Below are 22,070 nucleotides of genomic sequence, written 5' to 3' on the forward strand. Positions count from 1 at the left end.
GAGAAGATCTCGTTGATGGTGACATGCGGCGGCGCGATGCCCTTGAGATAGAAGGGCGCCATCGCCACCGGCGGCGACAGGAACGAGGTCTGGATGTTCAGGGCGATCAGGATGCCGAAGAACAGCGGGTCGATCTTGAAGAACTCCAGCAGCGGCAGGAAGATCGGCACGAAGATCACGATGATCTCGGTCCATTCCAGCGGCCAGCCCAGGATGAAGATGATGATCTGGGCGACGACCAGGAACATCGTCGGCGACAGGTTCAGCGCCGTGACCAGGTTCTTGATCGGCTCGTGGCCGCCGAGGATGGCGAAGATCGACGAGAAGATGAAGGAACCGACGAACAGCCAGCAGACCATCGCCGAGGTCCGGGCCGTCAGGATCACCGACTCCTTGACCTTGTTGAAGCTCAGCGCGCGATAAGCGGTCGCCAGCATCAGGCTGCCGAGCGAACCGATCGCCGCCGCCTCTGTCGGTGTCGCCAGGCCGAAGAAGATCGCGCCCAGCACCGACATGATCAGCAGGGTGAGCGGGAAGAAGCTGGTCAGCAGCGCCCAGATCACGGTCGTCCACGGAACGTCGGTCTGCTCCTTCGGCAGCTTCGGGGCCAGCGACGGGTTGAGCCAGCAGCGGATCAGCACATAGAGCATGTACATGCCGGCCAGCAGCAGGCCGGGGAACAGCGCGCCGGCATAGAGCTTCGGCACCGAGACGCCGGCAGTCGCGCCGTACAGGATCAGCATCACCGAGGGCGGGATCAGGATGCCGAGGCAGCCGCCGGCGCAGACCACGCCGGCCGAGAGCTTGACGTCGTAGCCGGCGCGCAGCATCGCGGGGAAGGCGAGCAGCCCCATCAGCGTCACCACCGCCCCGACGATGCCGGTCGCGGTGGCGAAGATGGCGCAGGTCGCGAGCGTCGCGATGGCCAGCGAGCCCGGCACATTGCCGAGCGCGAGCTGGATCGAGTGGAACAGCTTGTCGAGGATGTTCGCCCGCTCGATGATGTAGCCCATGAAGATGAAGAGCGGGATCGAGACCAGCACGTCGTTGGCCATCACCGAATAGGTGCGCTGCACCACCAGGTTGAAGACCGTGTCGCCCATCGCCCAGTAGCCGAAGCCGACGCCGAGAGCCATCAGCGTGAAGGCGATCGGGAAGCCGAGCATGATGAAGAAGATGAACAGGACGAGCATCAGCACGCCCAGTTCCGGATTGCCCATGCCCAGCATCAGATCGCTTTCCCGGCGTCGGGCCCGCCTTGGGCTGCCGCGGCCTGTTCGAGAATGAGCTTTTCGGTTTCCTCCACGTCGTGCAGCCGCGGCGGCCATTCGCCGGTGCGCAGGCAGATGATGCAGCGCGCCACCTCGGCCAGCCCCTGCACGGTCATCAGCACCCCGGCGATCGGGATCAGCGACTTGAAGTGATAGAGCGGCGGCCCGCTCGGCGAGTTCGAGGAATGCTCGCCGATCATCCAGGAGAAGGCCGCGAACTTGTAGCCGGCCCAGGCCAGCGCGATGATGCCGGGGAAGAAGAACAGGAAGTAGAGCGTCAGATCGAGCCTGGCCTGCGTCCGGGGGCTCCATTGGCGATAGAGGAAGTCGCCGCGGACATGGGCGTTGCGCGCCAGCGCATAGGGCCCGGCCAGCATGAACAGCGTGCCGTAGAGGATGTAGCTGACGTCGAAGGCCCATTCGGTCGGCGCGCGCAGGGCATAGCGCGCGAAGACCTCGTAGCTGATCGCCAGCGTCAGGATCAGGATGGTCCAGCCGGCGAGCTTGCCGATGGCCGTGTTCATTTTGTCGATCGCCAGGATCAGTCCCATTCGCGTCCGCTGCCTGCTGCTTGGAAGGGTGGGCGCAGAACGCCCGCCATCGCTAGAGCCGGATGACTTCAGATGGAATCGCAAAGCGCTTCCATCTGAAGTCTGAATCCGTCTCATATCAAAAAGTTAGAGCAGGATTCATGCGAAAACCGGTTCCCACTTTTCGCATCCTGCTCTGACGATGGCGGGCGTGGTCTCGTCGAGCCGGGCCGTTCAGCTCTTGAAGAAATGGTTGAAGGCGAGGTCACGCGAGGGCTCGTTGAGCCGCTGATAGGAGACCGTGCGCTTGACCCAGGCCTTCTGCGAATCGACCACCTTCTTGAAGAAGGGGCTTTCGCCACCGAGCTTGTCGAGCACCTTGTCCCAGGCCGCGAGCTGCGACTTCAGGATCGCTTCCGGCGCCGCGACGACGTTGACGCCCTTGGCTTTCAGCATCTCGAGATCCTTGGAGTAGCGGTCGAGCGCCTTCCAGAGCATGTCGGAGGAAGCCGCCTCGCCCGCGTACTTCACGATCGCCTTCAGCTCCGGCGAGAGCGCGTCGAACTTGGTCTTGTTGAAGAGCAGTTCGAAGCTCTCCGCCGCCTGATGGTAGCTCTGCAGCATGTAGACCTTGGCGACGTCCTGGAAGCCGAGGATCGAGTCCGAGGACGGGTTGTTGAACTCGGCCCCATCGATCACGCCGCGCTCCAGCGCCGGCACGATCTCGCCGCCGGCGAGGATGGTCACGGCGGCGCCCATTTCACGCATCAGATCGGCGGCGAGGCCGACGGTGCGGTATTTCAGACCCTTGAAGTCGTCGGCCGTCTTCAACTCCTTCTTGAACCAGCCGAGCGGCTGGCACGGCATCGGCCCCGAGAAGAAGCCGACGAGATTGAGCTTGAGCTGGTTCTGGACGAGGTCGTTATAGAGGTCGTAGCCGCCGCCATAGCTCATCCAGCCGAGGAAATTGTTGGCATCCCAGCCGAGCGCCGGCGGCGTGCCGAACAGCGAGAAGGCCTTGTTCTTGCCGTACCAATAGGCCGAGACGCCATGGCCGCCGTCGAGGATGCCGGCATGGACCGCGTCCTGCATCTGGAAGGCCGGCACGACGGCGCCGGCGGCGAGCACGTCGATCTTCAGCCGCCCGCCGGACATGTCGTTGATCCGCTTGGCGAAGTCGCCGGCGAATTCGTGGAAGATGTCCTTGGTCGGCCAGGTCGACTGGAACTTCCAGGTCACGGTCTGCGCCCGGCTGACCTGTGGCATGGCGACGGCGCCGACCCCTGCGAGTCCGGCGACCTTGAGGAAATTGCGCCGGCTGGCGCGCGTCTTCGTCGGTTCGGAAGTCATGGTTCTCTCCCCTGAAGCTGCGCCGTTTGATCGGCGTGCAATTGATTGCGGCGATGGGACTGCCGCAGGGAGAGTTTCTTGGCCTTGCGCATCTGGCAAGGGAAAACTGAGAGCAGGGGCTCGCCGATCCTGGAATGAGTGCTGTTCCCCCGCAGAAACAAAACATTGCGGAGGAATCTTTACTGCATTGCACCATCGAGGTGACGCAGGGAAATCCATGACGTTGCGGGCATGAAAAAGGCCCGTCCGCGACAGGCGGGACGGGCCTTGACATAGGAAGGTGAGCGGTATCGTCCGGCGCTCGGCACCGGGGCAAGGCCAGGCCGGCGAATGGCCGGCGCTATGCCGTCTTGGTCTTCTTCGGGGCAGCGGCCGCAGCAGCACGGACCTTGCCGGTTCCGGCCGCCTTGCTGGCCCTGGTCTTCGCGGCGGCAGTCTTGTTCGCGGCCGCCGTCTTGGCAGCCGCGAGCTTGGCTGCGAGCTTGGCCGCCTTGGCGGCCAGCTGCTCAGCGGCGACCTGCGCCGCAGCTTCCGCATCGGCGCTTTCCTTGGCAAGGCGCAGCGCGCGCAGCCGCGCCGTCTTGGCCGCCGTGGCCTGCTGCTCGGCGCGCAATGCGTCGAAGGCCCGCTCGGAGTCGAGCTTGCGCTGCTCGGCCTTGTCGAAGGTCAGCTGCGCGCGGCGCTTGATCTCGTCTGCGGAAAGGCCTCGAGTCGCCATGGCGGCTGCTCCTTCTGCTAGTGGGAAGGCAAGTCCCACCGGACAGGGCGCTCATCCGCATCCGGGTCTCGAAACGCAAAAGCGCTCAGCGACGGCCTTTGCCGGCGACGCGCTTTTCCATGTACTGCACGGCCTCGAGCAGGACGCGGCGCGGACGTTCCGCATCGCGCTTGGCCTGCTCGGCCTTGCGGATCACCTCGCGCTCGATCTCGGCCAGCCGCTCGGCTTCCTCGCGGGCAGCCTGCTCGATCGCGGCGAGACGCTCGGCCTCGAGGCGAGCGGCTTCCTTCTCCGCGTCGCGGACGACCCGCGCGTCGGCGATCGCCTGCCGCTCGGCCCGTCGCTGCACCATCACGGGATCGTCCGGACCGGGACGCTTCTTGAAGCGCTCCAGCAGGGCCTTCTTCGCATTCGCGGAATTGACCTGGCGATCGGTGAAATGGCGGTCGTTCGGGTTCTTCAAGGCGGGCCTTCTCTTTGCTTGCACGGGCGAGGATGCCGTCCGCGCGTTGCGCTTACGGCAAATCGCCGGATTTTGGTACTGAGATCAACGCGGGGCGGCTGCGACCCCAGGGCGGGGCTTGAGCACCTTCGGCTTCGGCGCGGCGATCAGGCCTTCGCGCTGAGCCTGCTTGCGGGCGAGCTTGCGGGCGCGGCGGATGGCGTCGGCCTTTTCGCGGACGCGCTGCTCGGAAGGCTTCTCATAGGCAGCCCGGCGCTTCATCTCGCGAAACACGCCCTCGCGCTGCATCTTCTTCTTCAGAACTCGGAGGGCCTGGTCGACATTATTGTCGCGCACGAGAACCTGCATGCATTTCTCCTCAAAGGAAATGAAGGGAAAAGGGCCAGGCTGTCACCTGACCCCCCATTCTGGTCGTGCGGTAGCAGACTCATCGGTCCAGCGCCAGTACATCCGTGGTCGCCGGCCGCGATAAGTCGCCGCGTCACACGGCCTGAAGCTGATCGGCCGCCATCTTGCCGGAGCGACGATCCTGAACCATCTCGTAGGAGATCTTCTGACCTTCCTGCAGATCGCGCATACCGGCGCGCTCGACGGCGCTGATATGAACGAAGACGTCCTGACCGCCATCATCCGGCTGGATGAAGCCGAAACCCTTGGTCGAATTGAACCACTTGACTGTGCCCGTGCTCATGACGAACCCTTTCGTAACGTGAAGTGCCATCCTGCGAAAACCGCGGGACGGTTGTCGATCTTTGGTTGGGAAGGTCGTCAGCGAGCGCTTTAAAATCGCGCAGGGCCAAGTCGTTCGGCCTCATATCGAGGCCCTCTATATGCGCGCTTGTGCACGCTTTGTCAACGCAATCCCCGATCGGGATGGCCGCCTTGCGTGCCGCGCGGCTTTACAACGGCCGCGATTTGGCCAAGACGAAGCCGGTTAGAGCCAGCTTTCCCTTCCCCGCCCTCCCCGGTTCACCCGCGTGAGCATCCCCCTCCTCCGCCAGTTCCGACGCGTCGTCGTCAAGGTCGGCTCGTCCCTGCTCGTCGACCGTGCCGGCGGCCGGCTGCGCCATGCCTGGCTGGCGGCGCTGGCCGAGGACCTGGCCGAGCTGCATGCCAGCGGCGCCGATGTGCTCGTGGTCTCCTCGGGAGCGATCGCGCTCGGCCGCACCGTGCTCAAGCTGCCGGCTGGCGCGCTGAAGCTGGAGGAGAGCCAGGCCGCCGCGGCGATCGGCCAGATCGCGCTCGCCCGCAACTGGGCCGAGTCGCTCGGCCATCACGGGCTCAATGCCGGCCAGATCCTGCTGACGCTGGCCGACACCGAGGAGCGCCGGCGCTATCTCAACGCCCGCGCCACGCTCGGCCGCCTGCTCGACCTCAGGGCCGTGCCGGTGATCAACGAGAACGACACCGTCGCCACCTCCGAGATCCGCTATGGCGACAACGACCGGCTGGCGGCGCGCGTCGCCACCATGGCCGGGGCCGACCTGCTCGTGCTGTTCTCCGACATCGACGGGCTCTACACCGCGCCGCCCCAGTCCGATCCGGATGCGCAGCTCATTCCCGTCGTGCCGGCGATCACGCCCGCGATCGAGGCGATGGCCGGCGGCGCCGCTTCCGAACTTTCGCGCGGCGGCATGCGCACCAAGATCGAGGCCGGCAAGATCGCCACCGCCGGCGGCGCCCATATGCTGATCGCCGACGGGCGCGGCAAGAATCCGCTGCGCCAGGTCACCGAGGGCGGCCGCTGCACCTGGTTCCTCAGCGCCTCGACGCCGGCGACGGCGCGCAAGACCTGGATCGCCGGCACGCTCGAACCGCGCGGCGTGCTGCATGTCGACGAGGGCGCCGCCCGGGCGCTGCGCGGCGGCGCCAGCCTGCTGCCGGTCGGCGTCACCCGGATCGAGGGCGGGTTCAGCCGCGGCGACGCCGTGGTGATCCGCGCCGGCGACGGCGTCGAGCTCGGGCGCGGGCTCGTCGCCTATGATGCGGACGAGGCCGGGCGCGTGCTCGGCAAGGCCTCGCGCGATATCGAGGCGATCCTCGGCTATCCCGGCCGGGCCGAGATGATACACCGGGACGACATGGCGCTGCGCCTCGGCTACGATCGCAGCGCTTGAGTGAGCACAGGCGGATCATGATCAGCGAGAGCGCGATGCGCCTGCCCGAGGCCAGCAACGAGAACGGCGAGGTCGCAAACCTGATGCGCGAGCTCGGCCGGCGCGCACGCGCCGCGGCACGGCGGCTCGCCACAGCGCCCGGCGCGCAGCGCGACCAGGCGCTGCTCTCGATCGCCCAGGCGCTGCGCATCCGCTCGGCCGCGATCCTCGCCGCCAACCGGCAGGATCTCGACGAGGCCCGCGCCGGCGGCCAGAACGAAGCCTTCATCGACCGGCTCGCCTTGGACGAGTCACGGCTCGCGGCGATCGCCGAGGCGGTTACCGGCATCGCCGCCTTGCCCGATCCGGTCGGGCGCGTGCTCGCGAGCTGGACCCGGCCGAACGGCCTCTTCTTCGAGCGCGTCGCGACCCCGCTCGGCGTCGTCGCTGTGATCTTCGAGAGCCGCCCCAACGTCACCGCGGATGCCGGCGCCTTGTGCCTGAAGAGTGGCAATGTCGCGATCCTGCGCGCCGGCTCCGACAGCTTCCGGACCTCGACCGAGATCGCCGCCGCGATGCAGGACGGGCTTGGTGCCGCCGGCCTGCCGCGCGACGCGATCCAGCTCGTGCCCAGCCGCGACCGCGCCGCGGTCGGCGAAATCCTCGCCGGGCTCGACGGCAATGTCGACGTCGTGGTGCCGCGCGGCGGCAGGAGCCTGGTGGCGCGGGTGCAGTCGGATGCGCGCGTTCCGGTCTTCGCCCATCTCGACGGCAACTGCCACGTCTACGTCCATGCCAAGGCCGATCTCGCCATGGCCCGGGACATCCTGCTCAACGCCAAATTGCGCCGCACCGGCGTCTGCGGCGCCGCCGAGACCCTGCTCGTCGACGAGGCCTGCGCGAAAACCCATCTGAAGCCGCTGCTCCAGGCCCTGCTCGACGCCGGCTGCGCCGTGCGCGGCGACGGCGCCGCGCAAGCCGCCGACAGCCGTGTCGAAGCCGCCGACGCGGCCGACTGGAGCACCGAATATCTCGACCGCATCATCGCGGCGAAGGTGGTGCCCGGCCTCGATGCCGCCATCGACCATATCGAGGCTTACGGCTCGCACCACACCGACGCCATCGTGACCCAGGACGACGCCGCGGCGCAGCGCTTCCTCGCCGAGGTCGATTCGGCGATCGTGCTGCACAATGCCTCGACCCAGTTCGCCGATGGCGGCGAGTTCGGCTTCGGCGCCGAGATCGGCATCGCCACCGGACGGATGCATGCCCGCGGCCCCGTCGGCGTCGATCAGCTCTGCTCGTTCAAGTACCGGGTTCATGGCAGGGGCCAGACCCGCCCGTGAGCACCGAGGATCTGCGCCTGCCGCCTTACGCGCCCGGCCTGCGCATCGGCCTGTTCGGCGGCTCCTTCAACCCGGCCCATGACGGCCACCGGATGGCGAGCGTCACGGCGCTGCGCCGGCTCCAGCTCGACCGTGTCTGGTGGCTGGTCAGCCCCGGCAACCCGCTCAAGGACAACCGCGCCTTGCCGCCCCTGTCGGAGCGCATCGCCTTCGCCCGGGCGCTTGCCGACCATGGCCGCATCCACATCACCGGGGTCGAGGCGACCCTGCGCACCCGCTACACCGCCGACACGCTGCGCGCGCTGAAGCGGCGCTGCCCCGGCGTGCGCTTCGTCTGGATCATGGGCTCCGACAACCTCGCCAGCTTCCATCGCTGGAACGAGTGGCGGGTCATCGCCAGGATGATGCCGATCGCCGTGATCGACCGGCCGGGCTCGACCCACCGCTCGGTCGCCTCGCCCGCGGCGAACTGGCTGGCGCGCTGGCGCCTTCCCGAGAACCAGGGCGCGGCGCTCGCCGTGCGCACCCCCCCGGCCTGGATCTTCCTGCACGGCAAACGCTCGGACCTGTCCTCGACGCAGTTGCGTGAAAACGCCGAAAACGATTGAATTATGGGCCCTGCGCGCGTAGATTGGACGGGTCGCGCCTTGAGCGCGTCGTCACGTGAGGACACGGCTCTGACCCGTCAAAACCTCGGCGAAGCAGGCTCCGAGCCGCTTGTGCCGGCCACCGCAGTCGATCATCCGGCCGCGGCCGGCGTCACCCTCGCGCTCCAGGTCCTCGAGGACATGAAGGCCGAGGAGATCACGGTCATCGACCTCGTCGGGAAGACTTCCCTGGCCGACGCCATGATCATCGCTTCGGGCACCGTCAACCGCCATGTCGGCGCGATCGCCGACAGCCTCGTCGAGGCCTTCAAGAAGGCCGGCCAGCCAGCGCCGAAGGTCGAGGGCATGCCGGCTTGCGACTGGGTCCTGATCGACACCGGCGACATCATCATCCATGTCTTCCGCCCGGAAGTGCGCCAGTTCTACAATCTCGAGAAGATGTGGGGCGCCGACCGGCCGCATGAGCGCCTGGTCGGCTGAAGCCGGCCGTCCATGCGCCTTTCGATCATCGCTGTCGGCCGTCTCAAGGACGGGCCGGAACGCGATCTCTGCAGCCGCTATCATGAACGCGCCGCCGGGCTGTCGCGCGGGCTCGGCTTCAGCGGCCCCGACATCGTCGAGATCGCCGAAAGCCGCGGCCGCCGCAGCGAGGAGCGCCGCAATGACGAGGCCCGCCTGATCGCGGAGCGCCTGCCGCCGGGCCTCGTCATCGCGCTCGACGAACGCGGCAAGAGTCTCGGCAGCGAGGCCTTCGCCGGGCGCCTCGCAGCGGCGCGCGATGCGGGGACGCCGGCCGCGACCCTGCTGATCGGCGGGGCCGACGGGCTGGCCGAGGATTTGCGCGCCCGCGCCGGACTGGTGCTCTGCTTCGGCGCCCTGACCATCCCACACCAGATCGTCCGGGCACTCGCGCTCGAACAGCTCTATCGGGCGATGACGATCATGGCCGGGCACCCTTATCATCGCGCATGAGCCTCGACCGCCAGCTGATTCGCATCGGCGCCACCGATCCCCTTCCCCCCGCTTGCGGTGGGGAAGAGCCAGGGATGGGGGAGCGGAAAGCCCGAGCTCCGTCTTTCATCGTCCCGCCGAGCGGCGCTGCCGCCCACCCTGCCCCTCCCCGCCGCAAGCGGGGGGAGGGAATGCGCATGTGCCTGCTGGCATTGGCGTTCGTCGTGGCATCGCCCTTCCCCGCCGCCCAAGCCCAGGCACCCGATCCCAATGCCGAGCAGGTCGCGCGCGAGACGCAGCAGAAGCAGGAGGAGAAGCGCGCCCGCGAGGCCGAGCTCAAGGCGATCGAGGAGCGGCTCGCCGGCAACGCCGAGGCCCGTGCCAAGCTCGAGACCGAGATCGCCGGCATCCGCGCCGACCGCGCCAGCCTCAATGCGGCGCTGCTCGAAACCACCGCCAAGACGCAGGCCGCCGAGGGCCGCATCGCCGCCCTCGAACAGCGCCTCGCCTTGCTGCAGAGCAGCGAGGCGGCGATCCGGCGGTCTCTCGAAGGCCGGCGCGGGCTGATCGGCGAAGTGCTGGCAGCCCTCCAGCGCATCGGCCGCAGGCCGCCGCCTGCCGTGCTGGTCCGGCCGGAGGACATTCTCGAGGCGGTACGCGCCTCGATGCTGCTCGGCGCGGTCGTGCCCGATCTGCGCCAGGAGATCGTCATCCTCGGCACCGATCTCGGCGAACTGGTGCGCCTGCGCGACGGCATCGCCAGCGAGCGCAAGGCGATCACCGGCGAGATGGTGGACCTCGCCGGCGAGCGCCAGCGCCTCGCATCGCTGGTCGAGGCCAGGCGCGAGCGCGAGGCCAGCGCCGCGCAGGACATCGAGGCCCAGCGCGCCGCCGCCGGTGCGCTGGCGGGCCAGGCCAGGACCCTGCGCGATTTCGTCGAGCGCATGGAGAAGGAGATCTCGGTCGCCAACCGTGCCGCCGAGGCCGCCCGCCTGGCGCTCGAGAACGAGACGCGCGAGCAGCGCCAGCGCATGGCGGCGCTGGCCTTCCGCGACCCGGCGCGGCTGGCGCCGAAGATCGCCTTTCCCGAGACGCGCGGGCGGCTGCCGCTGCCGGTGGCGGGATCACAATTGCGTGGATTCGGGGTTAATGACGAGCTTGGCGTCGCGACGCGCGGAATATCGCTTTCCACCCGGCCGAATGCCGTCGTTTCGTCACCTTCCGATGCCTGGGTAGTCTATGCGGGACCGTTCCGGTCCTTCGGCCAACTCTTGATACTGAATGCCGGCAATGGTTACTATATCCTTCTGGCGGGCATGCAGCGTATCGATGTTTCGCTCAATCAGTTCGTGCTCGCGGGCGAACCGGTGGCGGTGATGGGCGAAACCGCCGAAGCGGCGGCGGCGAATGTAGGAGCGGGAGCCGGTGAGCCGGTTCTCTACGTCGAATTCAGAAAAGACGGCGTCTCGGTCGATCCGACGCCGTGGTGGATAAAACCGCAAAGCGAAAAGGTTCGCGGATGATGCGCAAGGTCTCTCTCGTTCTCGCAGGCGCGATCGCCGGCGCCGGCCTCACCGGCCTCGCGACGCAAACGGGCCTGTTGTCCTCGACCAGCGCGGTCGCGGCCTCGGCGGAGGTCTATCGCAGCCTCAACCTGTTCGGCGACATCTTCGAGAAGATCCGCACCGACTATGTCGAGAAGCCCGACGAGCAGAAGCTGATCGAGGCCGCGATCAACGGCATGGTCTCCTCGCTCGACCCGCACTCGGCCTTCCTCGACGCCAAGAGCTTCCGCGACATGGACATCGACATGCGCGGCCAGTTCGGTGGCCTCGGCATCGAAGTCACCATGGAGGACGGCGTCCTCAAGGTCGCCAAGCCGATTCGCGACACGCCCGCCGCCAAGGCCGGCATCCTCGCCGGCGACATCATCCGCCAGATCGACGGCGACGAGGTCAAGGGCCTCAACCTGAACCAGGCGGTGGAGAAGATGCGCGGCATCATCAACACCCAGGTCAAGCTCAAGATCGAGCGGGCCAAGTCCGAGCCGCTGGAATTCACCCTGACCCGCTCCAACATCGTCGTCCCGGCGGTCGAGGAACGCGCCGAGACCGATGTCGGCTATATCCGCATCGGCACCTTCAGCGAGCAGACCTATGAGGGCCTGCGCAAGGGCATCGACAAGGTCAACGCCGAGATCGGCGCCGACAAGGTCAAGGGCTACATCATCGACCTGCGCAACAATCGCGGCGGCCGGCTCGACCAGTCGGTGCTGGTCTCCGACGCCTTCCTCGAGCGCGGCAAGATCGTCTCGACCCGCGGCCGCAACGCCGAGGAGACCCAGGTCTTCAACGCCAAGGCGGGCGACCTGACCAAGGGCAAGCCGGTGGTCGTGCTGATCAACGGCTCCTCGGCCTCGGCCGCCGAGATCGTCGCCGGCGCCCTGCAGGACCACAAGCGCGCCACCGTCATGGGTTCGCGCTCCTTCGGCAAGGGCTCGGTGCAGACCGTGATCCGCCTCGGCGACCAGGGCGGCCTGCGCCTGACCACGGCGCGCTACTACACGCCGTCCGGCAACTCGATCCAGGCCAAGGGCATCACCCCGGACGTCGAGATCATCCAGGACGTGCCCGCCGAGCTGAAGGACAAGGTCGACAACAAGGGCGAGGCTTCGCTCAAGGGTCATCTGAAGTCCGGCGACGGCAAGGACGAGCAGTCCGGCTCGGCTTCCTACGTCCCCGCCGATGCCGCCAAGGACACGCAGCTCATCGCGGCACTCAACCTGCTGCGCGGCGTCAAGAAGGACGCCGCCGCCGCTGCGCCGGCGCCTGCCGCACCGGCTGCTGAAGCGCCCAAGACCGATGCCGCTCCGGCGGATGCGCCCAAGCCGAACTGAACCGGCCGCAGAGTTGGCCGCGCCGAAACCATTGGCGCGGCTCGCCCTCCCCGAGAGTTTATTGCCGCTGCGGCTGATTGCCGGTTGATTCCACCCCGAATCATCCGACTCTAGCGTCGCGGACTGATTCGCGTCCGCGCCCGACCAGCGAGGACGGCTTCTTGGCCGGAATGCCGCTCAGCGAACTCGACCAGCCCCTCGGGCGTAACAGGCGCGCGCGCTCGCGCCCGCCTGTCGGCCGCTGGCTTGCGCTCGGGCTCGCCGGCACGCTGGTCGTGGCCTTCGCCGTCCTGACATTCTACGCGGCGCTCCGGCGCGATCCCGATGGCGGCGAGCCGATGGCGACCGCCACCATCAAGGAGAGGGCGCCGGCACCGGAAATCGCTGCCGCCGGCCCCGAGACCGGCCGGCGCGACGAGCCGCACGGTCCGGCCAGCGCCCGCCAGCTCGAGGCCGAATCCGGCGTCACCGTGGTCCGGCCGGGTTCGGAAGCGCCCGGCGCCATCGTCATCACCGTCCCCGACGCGGGCGCCATCAGGCTGGCACCAGCTCCGGACAAGCGGCTGGTCGAGCGCACCCGGCATGGCTTCCTGCCCAAGGTCGGCCCTGATGGTGCGACGCCGGCGCAGGTCTATGCCCGGCCGCTCGGCCCCGCGCCCGCCGCCAAGCCGGCCGGGCGCATCGCGATCATGGTCGGCGGCCTCGGCATCAGCCAGAGCTCGACCAGCGAGGCGATCGCGCGCCTGCCCGGCGCCGTCTCCCTCGCCTTCGCGCCCTATGGCGCCGATCTCGAGAAGACCGCGGCCCGGGCCCGCGCCGAGGGCCATGAGGTCTTCCTGCAGGTGCCGATGGAGCCGTTCGACTATCCCGACAACGACCCTGGCCCCCACACTTTGCTCACCGGCCCGAAGGGCGTCGACAATCTCGACCGGCTGCAATGGGCGCTCGGCCGCTTCACCGGCTATGTCGGCATCGTCAATTTCCTCGGCGGCCGCCTGACCGCCGACGACGCCGCTCTGACGCCGCTGCTGCGCGAGGTCGCCGGGCGCGGCCTGATGGTGGTCGACGACGGCTCCTCGCCGCGCAGCCAGCTCGCGCCGGCCGCCATCAGGGCGCAGATCCCGGCGCTGAAGGCCGATCTCGCACTCGACGGCATCGCGCGCGCCGACGCCATCGACAAGGAGTTGCAGCGCCTGGAGACGCTCGCCCGCGAGAACGGCGTCGCCGTCGCGACCGCCAGCGCCCTTCCCGTCACGGTGGAGCGCATCGCGCGCTGGGCCAGGACGCTCGAGGCCAAGGGCCTCGCCATCGTGCCGGTCAGTGCTGCGCGCGGCTTCCGCAACCCTTCGAGCACCGGCTCCCTGCGATGACCACCCGCCCGCCCCCCGGCTACCGCCCCTGCGTCGGCCTCACCCTGTTCAATCGGGACGGCCTGGTCTTCCTCGGCCGCCGCGCCAACCGCAGCCAGCGCGAGCATGTCGCGCCCGGCCATGAGTGGCAGATGCCGCAAGGCGGCATCGACCCGGGCGAGCAGCCTTTGCAGGCGGCCTATCGCGAACTGCGCGAGGAAACCAATGTCACCTCGGTCTCGCTGCTGGCCGAGGCGCCGGACTGGCTGGACTACGATCTGCCGCGCGAGATCGGCAAGGAGGCCTGGCGCGGGCGCTATCGCGGCCAGTCGCAGAGATGGTTCGCCTTCCGCTTCGAGGGCGAGGACAGCGAGATCGACATTGCCAGCCCGGCCGGCAGCCACAAGGCGGAATTCGACGACTGGCGCTGGGCACCGCTGACGGAGACGCCGGAACTGATCATCCCGTTCAAGCGCGAGGTCTATCGCGAGGTCGCGCGGCTGTTCGCCGGTTACGCTCGAGCGTGAGTCGCGGCGAAGCCCGATCGGCCCCGAGCGGCGGAGCTTATGTCAACGGCCTTCGCGGTAGACCGGTGCGATACCCTCTCCGTCATTGCGAGCGGAGCGAAGCAATCCAGGGGCAGCAGAGCTCTACGTCCCCCTGGCTTGCTTCGTCGCTTCGCTCCTCGCAATGACGGCCAGGCCCTCGCAACGGGCAAATCCAAAGGCCGCTGGTATTACGCGCCTGGCGCCGTCTGCATCAGGTTGCCGCAGAGCTGGCGCAGCGTGACGACATAGGGGTTTCGGGCGAGGAAGCTGGCTTCGCCGAAATAGATCGGGATCTCGGGAAGCTCGGCGATCTCGATGCCGGCGATGCTGGTCTCGCTGCCGTCGAGACACCAGGCGGGGATGATCGCAAAGCCGAGGCCGGCCTCGACGCAGCGCTTCACGCTCGAACTGCCGGAGGTCGAGATCGCGATCTCCATCTCCGCTCCGTCGGGACGCAGATAGTCGATGGCGAGATTGCGCAGCAGCTGGCCGGGCTCATAGGTCACGAAGGGGCGGCCCTGCGCCCATTGCCGGATCGAGCCGGCCGCCGGGACCGGGCCCCATGCCGTCGGGAAGACCAGGGCCGGCCGATAGGTGCAGACCAGGTGCTGGGGCACGTTCGGGTCGCCGAAATAGCGCTCGGTGATGCACAGATCGAGGCTGCCATCCTTGATCATCTCGGGCAGGGCGGTGTCGCGCTCATAGGCGAGGATCTCGACCTGCGGGAAGAGCTCCCGGAACCGGGCCAGGATCGGCGGCAGCAGATAGTAGAAGATCGCCTGCGGCAGGCCGATGCGCAGCACCGGGCGCTCCTTGTCGAGCGTCCGGTCGAGCCGGGCCAGCACCGTGTCGAGCTCCGGCAGCAGCAGCTTGTAGAGGCTGCGCCCGCGCGGCGTCAGGGTGACCGTCTTGGCGCCCTGCTCGGACAGGACGAGGCGCTCCTCCAGGACCTGCTCGAGCCGGCGGACATGGTTCGCGGCCGACTGGTAGCTCATCCCGAGCTTGCGCGCCGCGGCGGAATAGGAGCCGTCGCGCGCGACGATGAAGAAGGTCTGGATGAGCGTCAGATTGGCTTCACGCATGGTCCGTTCCGCGACGGGGAGCCTCACTGTCTTCCATAGGCGGCGGCTTTCCGCCACTTTCAAACAATGGTGCAAGTCGGGGCGGATCATTTGGATCGACCCGAAAGGCGAAGCGAACGAGGTTCGCGCATCGCTTTCAGGACGCCTTGTCGCCTCGCATGGCCCGCTCCCCATCCATTCATGTCGCCGTGGTCGGCGCCGGCATCGTCGGCGCCGCTGCCGCACATTTCCTGGCGGCGGCCGGGGCGCGGGTGACGCTGCTCGATGCATCCGGTCCGGCCGCGGGCGCGACCGGCGCTTCCGATGGCGCCGTCTCGGTCGCGAGCAAGCGGCCAGGCCCGATGATGGACCTCGCCCGCCATGCCCGCGCCTTCTACGGCCAATGCGAAACCGACGGGCTGCTCCGCGGACTGTTCCACCGCCGCTCGACCTTCCTCGTCGCGCGCACCGCGCTCGAGGCCGAACTGGTCGCCCAGCACGGCGCCGACCTTGCCGCCGCCGGCGAGCGCGTGCTCGACGTCGACCGGCCGGCCCTGCTGAGCCGCATTCCCGGCCTCGGCGACGGCGTCTGCTTCGCTCTCGAAATCCCCGATGACGGGCACGCGCTCGGCTACGAGGTCACCGAGCGCCTGCTGCAGAGGAGCAGCGTCACGGTTCGGCGCAACGCGCCCGTCTCCGAAATCGTCATGCGTGCCGGGCAGGCCGTCGGGGTCGCGATCCGGGGCGAGATGGTGCCGGCCGACGCCGTGCTCGTCGCAGCCGGGATCGGCTCCGCCGGATTGCTGGCGCTCGGCGACATCCTGATCCCGCGCAAGGGGCAGATGATCGTCACCGACCGCGCCAGCGCCGGCCGTCCGGCCATCGACGGCCACCTGATGGCCGCGTCCTATCTCGCTGCCAAGCGCGGCATCGTCCGCGACAACGCCCATATCGGCCTCGTCATCGACCCGCTGGTCACCGGCCAGTTCCTGATCGGCGGCAGCCGCGAGGACCACTGCGCCGATCAGGCCACGGATGCCAGGACGGTCGCTGCGATCCTGCGCGATGCGCTCGATCTCTATCCGCCCCTGCGCGAGCGCCGCGTCCTGCGGACCTTCGCCGGCGTCCGGACCGCCTCATGCGATGGCCTGCCGATCGTCGGGCCGCATCCGCATCTGAAAGGGGTCATGATCGCCACCGGCTTCGAGGGCGACGGCATCTGCCTCGGTCCGTTCATGGGCGCCAGCGCGGCCCGCATGATCCTCGGCGAGGCGCCGGGCATCGATCTGTCCCTGCTCGCGCCGCGGCGTTTCGCCAGAGCCGAGGCCCTGGCATGAATCCGTGCTTCTACTGGATCGACCGGCCCGTTTCCTTCCGACCGGGTGAGACCATCGCCGCGGCGCTGCTGCGCGCCGGCATTGCCGACCTCGGTCCCGACCGCGGCGCCGCGCGCGCGCGGGTGTTCTGCGGCATCGGTGCCTGCCAGGCCTGTGTCGTCGCCGTTGCGGGCGAGGGGCCTGTCGAAGCCTGCCTGACGCCGGCGCGTGCGGGCCTGCGCCTCGGCCCCCAGCCCGGCCTTGGACTGCGCCATGACTGACCTGCCGGTTCTCGTCGTCGGAGGCGGGCCCGCGGGTGCCGCTGCCGCCGTGACCATGGCGGAAGCCGGGTTGCGGGTCCTGGTCGTCGAGCAGCGCGACCGGCTGGGGGGTGCGATCCATCGCCAGCCCGTCGCGGGTGCGAGGCAGGTCTGGAAGGGGCCGGCGCGACACCAGCGCAACTGGGCCGAGCTCGCCGAACGCGTCGAGCGTGCGGCCGGTCGCATCGAGCTGCGGACCTCGACCGTCTTCCTCGGCGTCGATGGCGAGGGGCGCTTCCTTTTCGATGATCGCGTGGCCGGCCGCGTCTTCGCGCGCCCGGTCCGGGCTGCGGTCGTCGCGGTCGGTGCGGTCGAAAGGATCCGTCCGTTCGAAGGCTGGGAACTGCCCGGCGTGATGAGCGCCGGCGGCGCCCAGGTGCTGCTCAAGGAAACGGGCCAGCCACCCGAAGGCGCGATCGTCGTTGCCGGCAGCGGCCCGCTGCTGCTCGCCGTCTCGGCGCAGCTCGCCCGGGCCGGCAATCCGCCGCTGGCGGTGCTGGAGCGCGGCCGGCCCTGGCGCAGCCCACGGGCCCTGGCGCGCCTGATGACGGCCGGGCCGCAGCTCGGCGAGGCGATTTCCTATGCGGCGGCACTCGCCGCGAAGGCCGTGCCCTATCATGCCGGCAGCGAGGTCCTGAGCGTCCGGGAAACCGGCGAGGGGCTCGAGATCCGCATGCGGATCGGGGGCTCCGACAGACTGCTGCAGGCGCGCCATCTGCTGATCCATGACGGGCTGGAGCCGAACCGCGCCGGCATCCCCTTGCCGGCTCCGGAAGCGAATATCCCCGTCTTCCACGCCGGCGATGGCCGCGAGATCCTCGGTGCCGATGCCGCCATTCTCGATGGCCGGCGGGCCGCGGCCGCGGTCCTTGCGAGCCTCGGCCGGGCCGCGCCTGTCGCGTTGCTCGAGGCCCGCCTGAGCAAGGCGAGAGACTTCCAGCTCGCCCTTTCCGACGCCTTGCACAGCCCGGCCGCATTGCCGTCGCCCGAGACGCTGCTCTGCCGCTGCGAGGGACGCCGCTATGCCGATTTCGCGGCGCTGCCGGCCGATGCCTCGGCAAGGGAAATCCGGCTGATGGGCCGCTTCGGGCTCGGCGTCTGCCAGGGCCGCTTCTGCGGCCCGATGATCGCGGAGCTGCGGGGCGAGCCCTTGCCGCTTTCCAGCCCGCCGCGCTGGCCGCTGCGGCCGGTTTCCGTCGCTGCCCTCGCCAAGTTCTCGACAGATGAAACGGAGTCATAGAGCCGTGAATGGCACTCTCGCAAAATCCTTCAGAAGCAGCGCCCGGCCGACGATCGACGTCTTCAACCCGTTCTCGGGGGCCAGCGTCGGCCAGGTCCGGTTCGCCGACGAGGTCGCGGTGGCCGATGCCCTGCGCGCCGCCCGCAAGGCCTGGCGGTCGTTCCGCTTCAGCACGCCGGCCGAGCGCAAGGCGCTGCTCCATCGCCTCGCCGAGCTGCTCGCCGAGGATGCGCAGGAGATGGCGAGGATCATCTGCGCCGAAGTCGGCAAGACGATCACGGAGGCGCGCAACGAGGTCCGTCGCGCCCAGAACACGCTGCGCCTGAGCGGCGATGCGATTACCGTGCTGCATGGCGAAGTGCTGCCGACGGCGATCGTCGCGGGCGCGCCGAGCAAGCTCGCGGCGATCACCTATGAGCCGGCAGGCGTCGTCGGCGCGATCACGCCGTTCAACTATCCGCTCAACCTGCTCTGCCACAAGCTCGGCCCGGCGATCGCCGCGGGCAATGCGATCGTCGCCAAGCCCTCGCCGAAAGCCCCCCTCGCCGCCGAGCGTCTTGGCGAGCTCGCGGCCAGGGCCGGCTTCCCGCAGGGGTTGTTCAGCGTGGTCCATGGCGGGGCCGAGGTCGCCGCCATGATCGCCAGCGGCGACATCGACCTGCTGAGCTTCACCGGCGGGCCGGCCGCCGGGCTGGCGCTGAAGAACGCTTCCGGCCTCGTCCGCTGCCTGATGGAGCTCGGCGGCAACGACCCGCTGATCGTGATGCCGGATGCCGATCTCGACCGCGCCGCCGAGACGGCGATCGGGCATCGCTTCGAGATCGCCGGTCAGAGCTGCGCCGCCGTCAAGCGGCTCTATCTGCACGAGGCGATCCGGGAGACCATGATCGAGCGCATCGAGGCGCGGATCGGCGACGTCCGCACCGGTGACCCGGCCGATTCCGCAACCGTGATGGGCACCGTCATCGACGAGCCGGCCGCAGCCGAAGTCGAAAGGCGGGTGAAGCTCGCCGTCGCGCAGGGAGCCAGAATCGTCGCGGGAGGCCGGCGCCGGGGCACCGTGTTCGCGCCGACCCTGCTCGACGACGTTCCGGCCGAAGCCGAGCTGGTTCGTACCGAGACCTTCGGGCCGGTCCTGGCGGTTCGCCGCTTCAGTGATCCGCAGCAGGTGATCGGCGAGGTCAGCGACGGCCCCTACGGCCTGCAGGCCGGTGTCTTCAGCAATGACCACGCCCTGCTCAAGCGCTTCTCCCGCGAGCTGCGCGTCGGCGGCGTGATGATCAACGAAGGCCCGGACTTCCGCGCCGAGAACGTGCCGTTCGGCGGCATCAAGTCCAGCGGGCTCGGCCGCGAGGGCATCCACATGACCCTGCGCGAGATGAGCGAGACCAAGGTCGTCATCGACTGATTTGGATGGAAGAGAAAGCCATGATCGATTCAGAGCTTCGCCGGCGCCTGTCCGGCGTCTTCACCGCCCTTGTCACGCCCTTCCGCGACGGCGCGATCGACGTCCCGGCCTTCGAGCGCCTGATCGCGGCCCAGCTCGCGGCCGGCGTCGCCGGCCTGGTGCCGGTGGGCACCACCGGCGAGGCGGCGACCTTGTCCGAGGAGGAGGCGGACGAGGTCATCAGCATCGCCGTCGCCAAGGCGAAGGGCCGCGCCTTCGTCATGGCCGGCACCGGCTCGAACGCGACCAGTCTCGCCGTGCGCAAGGCGCAGCGCGCCCGGGCTCTCGGCGCCGACGGCATCCTCGTCGTCACGCCCTACTACAACAAGCCGTCGCAGGATGGTCTGTTCGCGCACTTCTCGGCGGTCGCCGATGCGGTCGACATCCCGATCATGCTCTACAGCGTGCCGGGGCGGACCGGTGTCGAGATCGCCCCGGCGACGGCCGCCCGGCTGGCGCAGGCCTATCCGCATGTCGTCGGGATCAAGGAAGCCGGCGGCAGGACCGAGCGGATCACGGAGCTGCGGCGGGCGCTCGGCGAGGATTTTGTCATCCATTCCGGCGATGACGGCCTGACCCTGCCTTTCCTGGCGGTCGGCGCCGATGGCGTGACCAGCGTCGCGTCCAACCTGTTGCCGCGCGAGATCGTCGCGCTGTGCGGCGCCTGGGCGAAGGGCGAAGCGCGTGAGGCGCGCCGCATCCACGAGGCCCTGTTCGAGGTGATCGGCAATCTCTTCATCGAGAGCAATCCGGTGCCGGTGAAGGCCGCGCTGGCACGAGGCGGCGCCATCGCGGCCGAGGTGCGCGCGCCGCTGGCGCCGCTGCGGCCGGAGAACCTGAAGGCATTGGAGGCTAGTCTGTCGGCCTTCGAAACGGCTCGGAACCTATAAGAAAACCGGTAGGCCAGCGACCTACTCTCGCATTGTTTGCAGAGGTGCCTTGCTTAGGCTCCTCGCAACCCGGGTCGCCGGGGCAAGACCGAAGATCATCGGCAAGGGAACGGAGGACATCTGTCGTGAAGAAGATCATCAGTGCGTTTTTTGCTGCCGGCCTGGGCCTGGCGGCGCTTCAGTCGCCGGCCCAGGCAGAGGACAGCATCGAGGCCGTGCGTTCGCGCGGCGTGCTGCGCATCCCGGGCATCATCAATGAGGACCCTTATTTCAACAAGGATCCGCGTACCGGCGAATGGCGCGGCTTCGCCGTCGAGATGGCCCGCGACATCGCCAAGACGCTCGGCGTCAAGCTGGAAGTCGTCGAGTCGAGCTGGCCGAACTCGATCCTCGACGTGCAGAGCGGCAAGGTCGATCTCGCGCTCGGCGTGACGGCGACGCCGCAGCGTGCCATGTCCGTCGCCTTCTCGGCGCCGACCTATTTCAACAGCTTCGTCATCGTCTCGCCGAAGCCCGAGCTCTCGAAGCTGAGCTGGGCCGAGCTCAACGATGCGAAATACACGTTCGCGGTCGATCTCGGCTCGTCGCAGGACCTGATCGCCCAGCAATACCTGCCCAAGGCCAAGATGCTGCGCTTCAAGTCGCGCGACGAGGCGATCATCGCCGTCGTCAGCGGCAAGGCCGACGGCCTCGTCAACACCATGCTCAACGGGCTGGTGATGAGCAAGAAGGCCAATGGCATCGGCAAGGTGATGGTCCCGAGCCCGGTTCTCTCGACGCCTTCGGTCGTCGCCCTCAGCTGGAAGGGCGACGAGAAATGGCGCGCCTTCATCTCCGCCTGGGCGGAATACAATCGCCGCATCGGCAACAACCAGACCTGGATCGTCAACAGCCTGGCGCCGTTCGGCATCACGCTCGACGACATGCCGGAAGGCTTCGGCTTCGGTGGTTGAAGCATAGAGCGGCCCGCAAGGGCCGCTCTCATGGAAGGCTAGCAAGACATGTATACTTGGAGCTTCGCCCCGATCATCCAGGCCAGCGATCTCTTCCTGTGGGGGGCGTGGATCACGGTCCTCTACACGGCGGGCTCGATCGCCATCGGCCTGGTCCTCGGCCTCGCGGTCTGCTTTGCCAGGCTCTCGGGCATCGGGCCGCTGAACTGGCTTGCACAGGGCTTCCAGGAGCTGTTCCGCTGCACGCCGCTGCTCGTCCAGCTCCTCTGGATCTACTATGCGCTGCCGCTGCTGCTCGGCTTCGACATGCCCAACTGGGCGGCGGCGCTGATGACGCTCTCGCTCTATGCGGCGGCCTTCTATGCCGAGGTCTTCCGCGGCGGCATCGTCTCGATCGACAAGGGCCAGTCCGAGGCGGGAGCGGCGATCGGCATGTCGGGCTGGCAGGTCATGCGGCGCATCGTCCTGCCGCAGGCGATCCGGCGGATGATGCCGGCCTTCATCAACCAGTCGGTCACGCAGTTCAAGAACACCTCGCTGATCTCGGTGATCTCGGTGGCCGACCTGACCTACATGGCCAGCATCGTCAACGGGCAGACCTATCGGCCGCTGGAATCCTACACCGTCGTCGCGATCCTCTACTTCGTCATCCTCTTCCCGATGATGAAGTTCGCCGATTTCATCGAGCGCCGCATGCGCCACGGCCAATGAGCGAGA

At 68.5% G+C, this 22,070-nt stretch carries 24 protein-coding genes; 16 read left to right on the forward strand and 8 right to left on the reverse strand.

Going from position 1 to position 22,070, the window contains the following annotated elements; all coding sequences use genetic code 11:
- From V6M56_RS04430 to V6M56_RS04460, 7 genes are all read right to left on the reverse strand, one after another.
- Positions 1 to 1,220: TRAP transporter large permease (locus tag V6M56_RS04430; RefSeq protein ID WP_332681666.1), on the reverse strand; the 1,220-nt coding region annotated here is incomplete at its 3' end.
- Between the two features lie 8 nt (positions 1,221 to 1,228).
- Entirely contained in the window at positions 1,229 to 1,795 is a 567-nt protein-coding gene (locus tag V6M56_RS04435; RefSeq protein WP_332681626.1) for a TRAP transporter small permease subunit, read from the reverse strand.
- A gap of 240 nt (positions 1,796 to 2,035) precedes the next feature.
- Complete coding sequence (locus V6M56_RS04440; protein WP_332681628.1) at positions 2,036 to 3,151, reverse strand: TRAP transporter substrate-binding protein; 1,116 nt, start codon at positions 3,149 to 3,151, stop codon at positions 2,036 to 2,038.
- 340 nt (positions 3,152 to 3,491) lie between these two features.
- Positions 3,492 to 3,869: a hypothetical protein gene (locus V6M56_RS04445; RefSeq protein WP_332681629.1), complete on the reverse strand. Its 378-nt coding sequence runs from the start codon at positions 3,867 to 3,869 to the stop codon at positions 3,492 to 3,494.
- A gap of 85 nt (positions 3,870 to 3,954) precedes the next feature.
- Entirely contained in the window at positions 3,955 to 4,332 is a 378-nt protein-coding gene (locus tag V6M56_RS04450) for a DUF6481 family protein (RefSeq protein ID WP_332681630.1), read from the reverse strand.
- Between the two features lie 84 nt (positions 4,333 to 4,416).
- Complete coding sequence (gene rpsU, locus V6M56_RS04455) at positions 4,417 to 4,680, reverse strand: 30S ribosomal protein S21 (RefSeq protein WP_066476955.1); 264 nt, start codon at positions 4,678 to 4,680, stop codon at positions 4,417 to 4,419.
- 133 nt (positions 4,681 to 4,813) lie between these two features.
- Positions 4,814 to 5,023 (reverse strand): cold-shock protein, encoded by a 210-nt coding sequence (locus V6M56_RS04460; RefSeq protein WP_332681668.1) that lies wholly within the window; start codon positions 5,021 to 5,023, stop codon positions 4,814 to 4,816.
- A 286-nt stretch (positions 5,024 to 5,309) separates the two neighbouring features.
- Between V6M56_RS04460 and proB the strand changes: the two genes are divergently transcribed.
- The 9 genes from proB (at position 5,310) to V6M56_RS04505 (ending at position 14,105) form a co-directional block, all read left to right on the forward strand.
- Entirely contained in the window at positions 5,310 to 6,449 is a 1,140-nt protein-coding gene (proB, locus tag V6M56_RS04465) for a glutamate 5-kinase (RefSeq protein WP_332681631.1), read from the forward strand.
- 35 nt (positions 6,450 to 6,484) lie between these two features.
- Positions 6,485 to 7,774 carry a glutamate-5-semialdehyde dehydrogenase gene (locus V6M56_RS04470; RefSeq protein WP_332681670.1) on the forward strand — a complete coding sequence of 430 codons (1,290 nt, stop codon included), beginning with the start codon at positions 6,485 to 6,487 and terminating at the stop codon, positions 7,772 to 7,774.
- Positions 7,771 to 8,382 (forward strand): nicotinate-nucleotide adenylyltransferase, encoded by a 612-nt coding sequence (locus V6M56_RS04475; RefSeq protein ID WP_332681632.1) that lies wholly within the window; start codon positions 7,771 to 7,773, stop codon positions 8,380 to 8,382. Before V6M56_RS04470 ends, V6M56_RS04475 begins: the two co-directional genes overlap by 4 nt.
- Positions 8,383 to 8,493: 111 nt before the next feature.
- Entirely contained in the window at positions 8,494 to 8,862 is a 369-nt protein-coding gene (rsfS, locus tag V6M56_RS04480) for a ribosome silencing factor (RefSeq protein ID WP_332681633.1), read from the forward strand.
- Between the two features lie 12 nt (positions 8,863 to 8,874).
- Positions 8,875 to 9,354 carry a 23S rRNA (pseudouridine(1915)-N(3))-methyltransferase RlmH gene (rlmH, locus tag V6M56_RS04485; RefSeq protein WP_332681635.1) on the forward strand — a complete coding sequence of 160 codons (480 nt, stop codon included), beginning with the start codon at positions 8,875 to 8,877 and terminating at the stop codon, positions 9,352 to 9,354.
- A gap of 170 nt (positions 9,355 to 9,524) precedes the next feature.
- A complete protein-coding gene (locus V6M56_RS04490; protein ID WP_332681636.1) occupies positions 9,525 to 10,856 on the forward strand; it encodes a murein hydrolase activator EnvC family protein in 1,332 nt (443 codons plus the stop codon).
- Positions 10,856 to 12,229 carry a S41 family peptidase gene (locus V6M56_RS04495; RefSeq protein ID WP_332681637.1) on the forward strand — a complete coding sequence of 458 codons (1,374 nt, stop codon included), beginning with the start codon at positions 10,856 to 10,858 and terminating at the stop codon, positions 12,227 to 12,229. Before V6M56_RS04490 ends, V6M56_RS04495 begins: the two co-directional genes overlap by 1 nt.
- Positions 12,230 to 12,399: 170 nt before the next feature.
- On the forward strand, positions 12,400 to 13,599 hold the full coding sequence (locus V6M56_RS04500) for a divergent polysaccharide deacetylase family protein (protein ID WP_332681672.1): 1,200 nt from the start codon (positions 12,400 to 12,402) through the stop codon (positions 13,597 to 13,599).
- Complete coding sequence (locus V6M56_RS04505; protein WP_332681638.1) at positions 13,596 to 14,105, forward strand: RNA pyrophosphohydrolase; 510 nt, start codon at positions 13,596 to 13,598, stop codon at positions 14,103 to 14,105. Before V6M56_RS04500 ends, V6M56_RS04505 begins: the two co-directional genes overlap by 4 nt.
- A 209-nt stretch (positions 14,106 to 14,314) precedes the next feature.
- Here V6M56_RS04505 and V6M56_RS04510 read toward each other — a convergent pair whose 3' ends face one another.
- Entirely contained in the window at positions 14,315 to 15,208 is an 894-nt protein-coding gene (locus tag V6M56_RS04510; protein WP_332681641.1) for a LysR family transcriptional regulator, read from the reverse strand.
- A gap of 158 nt (positions 15,209 to 15,366) precedes the next feature.
- Here V6M56_RS04510 and V6M56_RS04515 point away from each other — a divergent pair, with 158 nt between their 5' ends.
- The 7 genes from V6M56_RS04515 (at position 15,367) to V6M56_RS04545 (ending at position 22,064) form a co-directional block, all read left to right on the forward strand.
- Complete coding sequence (locus V6M56_RS04515; RefSeq protein WP_332681644.1) at positions 15,367 to 16,524, forward strand: NAD(P)/FAD-dependent oxidoreductase; 1,158 nt, start codon at positions 15,367 to 15,369, stop codon at positions 16,522 to 16,524.
- Positions 16,521 to 16,784 (forward strand): 2Fe-2S iron-sulfur cluster-binding protein, encoded by a 264-nt coding sequence (locus V6M56_RS04520; protein ID WP_332681646.1) that lies wholly within the window; start codon positions 16,521 to 16,523, stop codon positions 16,782 to 16,784. Before V6M56_RS04515 ends, V6M56_RS04520 begins: the two co-directional genes overlap by 4 nt.
- Positions 16,777 to 18,063, forward strand: a complete 1,287-nt coding sequence (locus tag V6M56_RS04525; RefSeq protein WP_332681647.1) for an FAD-dependent oxidoreductase — start codon at positions 16,777 to 16,779, stop codon at positions 18,061 to 18,063. The genes V6M56_RS04520 and V6M56_RS04525 overlap by 8 nt, the downstream gene beginning before the upstream one ends.
- Positions 18,064 to 18,067: 4 nt before the next feature.
- Positions 18,068 to 19,471, forward strand: a complete 1,404-nt coding sequence (locus V6M56_RS04530) for an aldehyde dehydrogenase family protein (RefSeq protein WP_332681648.1) — start codon at positions 18,068 to 18,070, stop codon at positions 19,469 to 19,471.
- A gap of 20 nt (positions 19,472 to 19,491) precedes the next feature.
- Positions 19,492 to 20,400 carry a 4-hydroxy-tetrahydrodipicolinate synthase gene (dapA, locus tag V6M56_RS04535; RefSeq protein WP_332681650.1) on the forward strand — a complete coding sequence of 303 codons (909 nt, stop codon included), beginning with the start codon at positions 19,492 to 19,494 and terminating at the stop codon, positions 20,398 to 20,400.
- A 125-nt stretch (positions 20,401 to 20,525) separates the two neighbouring features.
- Positions 20,526 to 21,353: a transporter substrate-binding domain-containing protein gene (locus tag V6M56_RS04540; protein WP_332681651.1), complete on the forward strand. Its 828-nt coding sequence runs from the start codon at positions 20,526 to 20,528 to the stop codon at positions 21,351 to 21,353.
- A gap of 48 nt (positions 21,354 to 21,401) precedes the next feature.
- The gene (locus V6M56_RS04545; RefSeq protein ID WP_332681652.1) at positions 21,402 to 22,064 is read left to right on the forward strand and encodes an amino acid ABC transporter permease; all 663 of its coding nucleotides are present in this window, start codon (positions 21,402 to 21,404) and stop codon (positions 22,062 to 22,064) included.
- Positions 22,065 to 22,070: the final 6 nt, after the last annotated feature.

Origin of the sequence: Allobosea sp. (assembly GCF_036675845.1) — a bacterium.
Classification (GTDB): Bacteria; Pseudomonadota; Alphaproteobacteria; order Rhizobiales; family Beijerinckiaceae; genus Allobosea.

Bases quoted from the DNA above. Each gene is read 5' to 3' on its own strand.
- V6M56_RS04435 (WP_332681626.1), bottom strand. From the start codon at position 1,795: ATGAACACGGCCATCGGCAAGCTCGCCGGCTGGACCATCCTGATCCTG.
- V6M56_RS04440 (WP_332681628.1), bottom strand. From the start codon at position 3,151: ATGACTTCCGAACCGACGAAGACGCGCGCCAGCCGGCGCAATTTCCTC.
- V6M56_RS04445 (WP_332681629.1), bottom strand. From the start codon at position 3,869: ATGGCGACTCGAGGCCTTTCCGCAGACGAGATCAAGCGCCGCGCGCAG.
- rpsU (WP_066476955.1), bottom strand. From the start codon at position 4,680: ATGCAGGTTCTCGTGCGCGACAATAATGTCGACCAGGCCCTCCGAGTT.
- V6M56_RS04460 (WP_332681668.1), bottom strand. From the start codon at position 5,023: ATGAGCACGGGCACAGTCAAGTGGTTCAATTCGACCAAGGGTTTCGGC.
- V6M56_RS04470 (WP_332681670.1), top strand. From the start codon at position 6,485: ATGCGCCTGCCCGAGGCCAGCAACGAGAACGGCGAGGTCGCAAACCTG.
- rlmH (WP_332681635.1), top strand. From the start codon at position 8,875: ATGCGCCTTTCGATCATCGCTGTCGGCCGTCTCAAGGACGGGCCGGAA.
- V6M56_RS04490 (WP_332681636.1), top strand. From the start codon at position 9,525: ATGCGCATGTGCCTGCTGGCATTGGCGTTCGTCGTGGCATCGCCCTTC.
- V6M56_RS04495 (WP_332681637.1), top strand. From the start codon at position 10,856: ATGCGCAAGGTCTCTCTCGTTCTCGCAGGCGCGATCGCCGGCGCCGGC.
- V6M56_RS04500 (WP_332681672.1), top strand. From the start codon at position 12,400: ATGCCGCTCAGCGAACTCGACCAGCCCCTCGGGCGTAACAGGCGCGCG.
- V6M56_RS04505 (WP_332681638.1), top strand. From the start codon at position 13,596: ATGACCACCCGCCCGCCCCCCGGCTACCGCCCCTGCGTCGGCCTCACC.
- V6M56_RS04510 (WP_332681641.1), bottom strand. From the start codon at position 15,208: ATGCGTGAAGCCAATCTGACGCTCATCCAGACCTTCTTCATCGTCGCG.
- V6M56_RS04515 (WP_332681644.1), top strand. From the start codon at position 15,367: ATGGCCCGCTCCCCATCCATTCATGTCGCCGTGGTCGGCGCCGGCATC.
- V6M56_RS04520 (WP_332681646.1), top strand. From the start codon at position 16,521: ATGAATCCGTGCTTCTACTGGATCGACCGGCCCGTTTCCTTCCGACCG.
- V6M56_RS04525 (WP_332681647.1), top strand. From the start codon at position 16,777: ATGACTGACCTGCCGGTTCTCGTCGTCGGAGGCGGGCCCGCGGGTGCC.
- dapA (WP_332681650.1), top strand. From the start codon at position 19,492: ATGATCGATTCAGAGCTTCGCCGGCGCCTGTCCGGCGTCTTCACCGCC.
- V6M56_RS04545 (WP_332681652.1), top strand. From the start codon at position 21,402: ATGTATACTTGGAGCTTCGCCCCGATCATCCAGGCCAGCGATCTCTTC.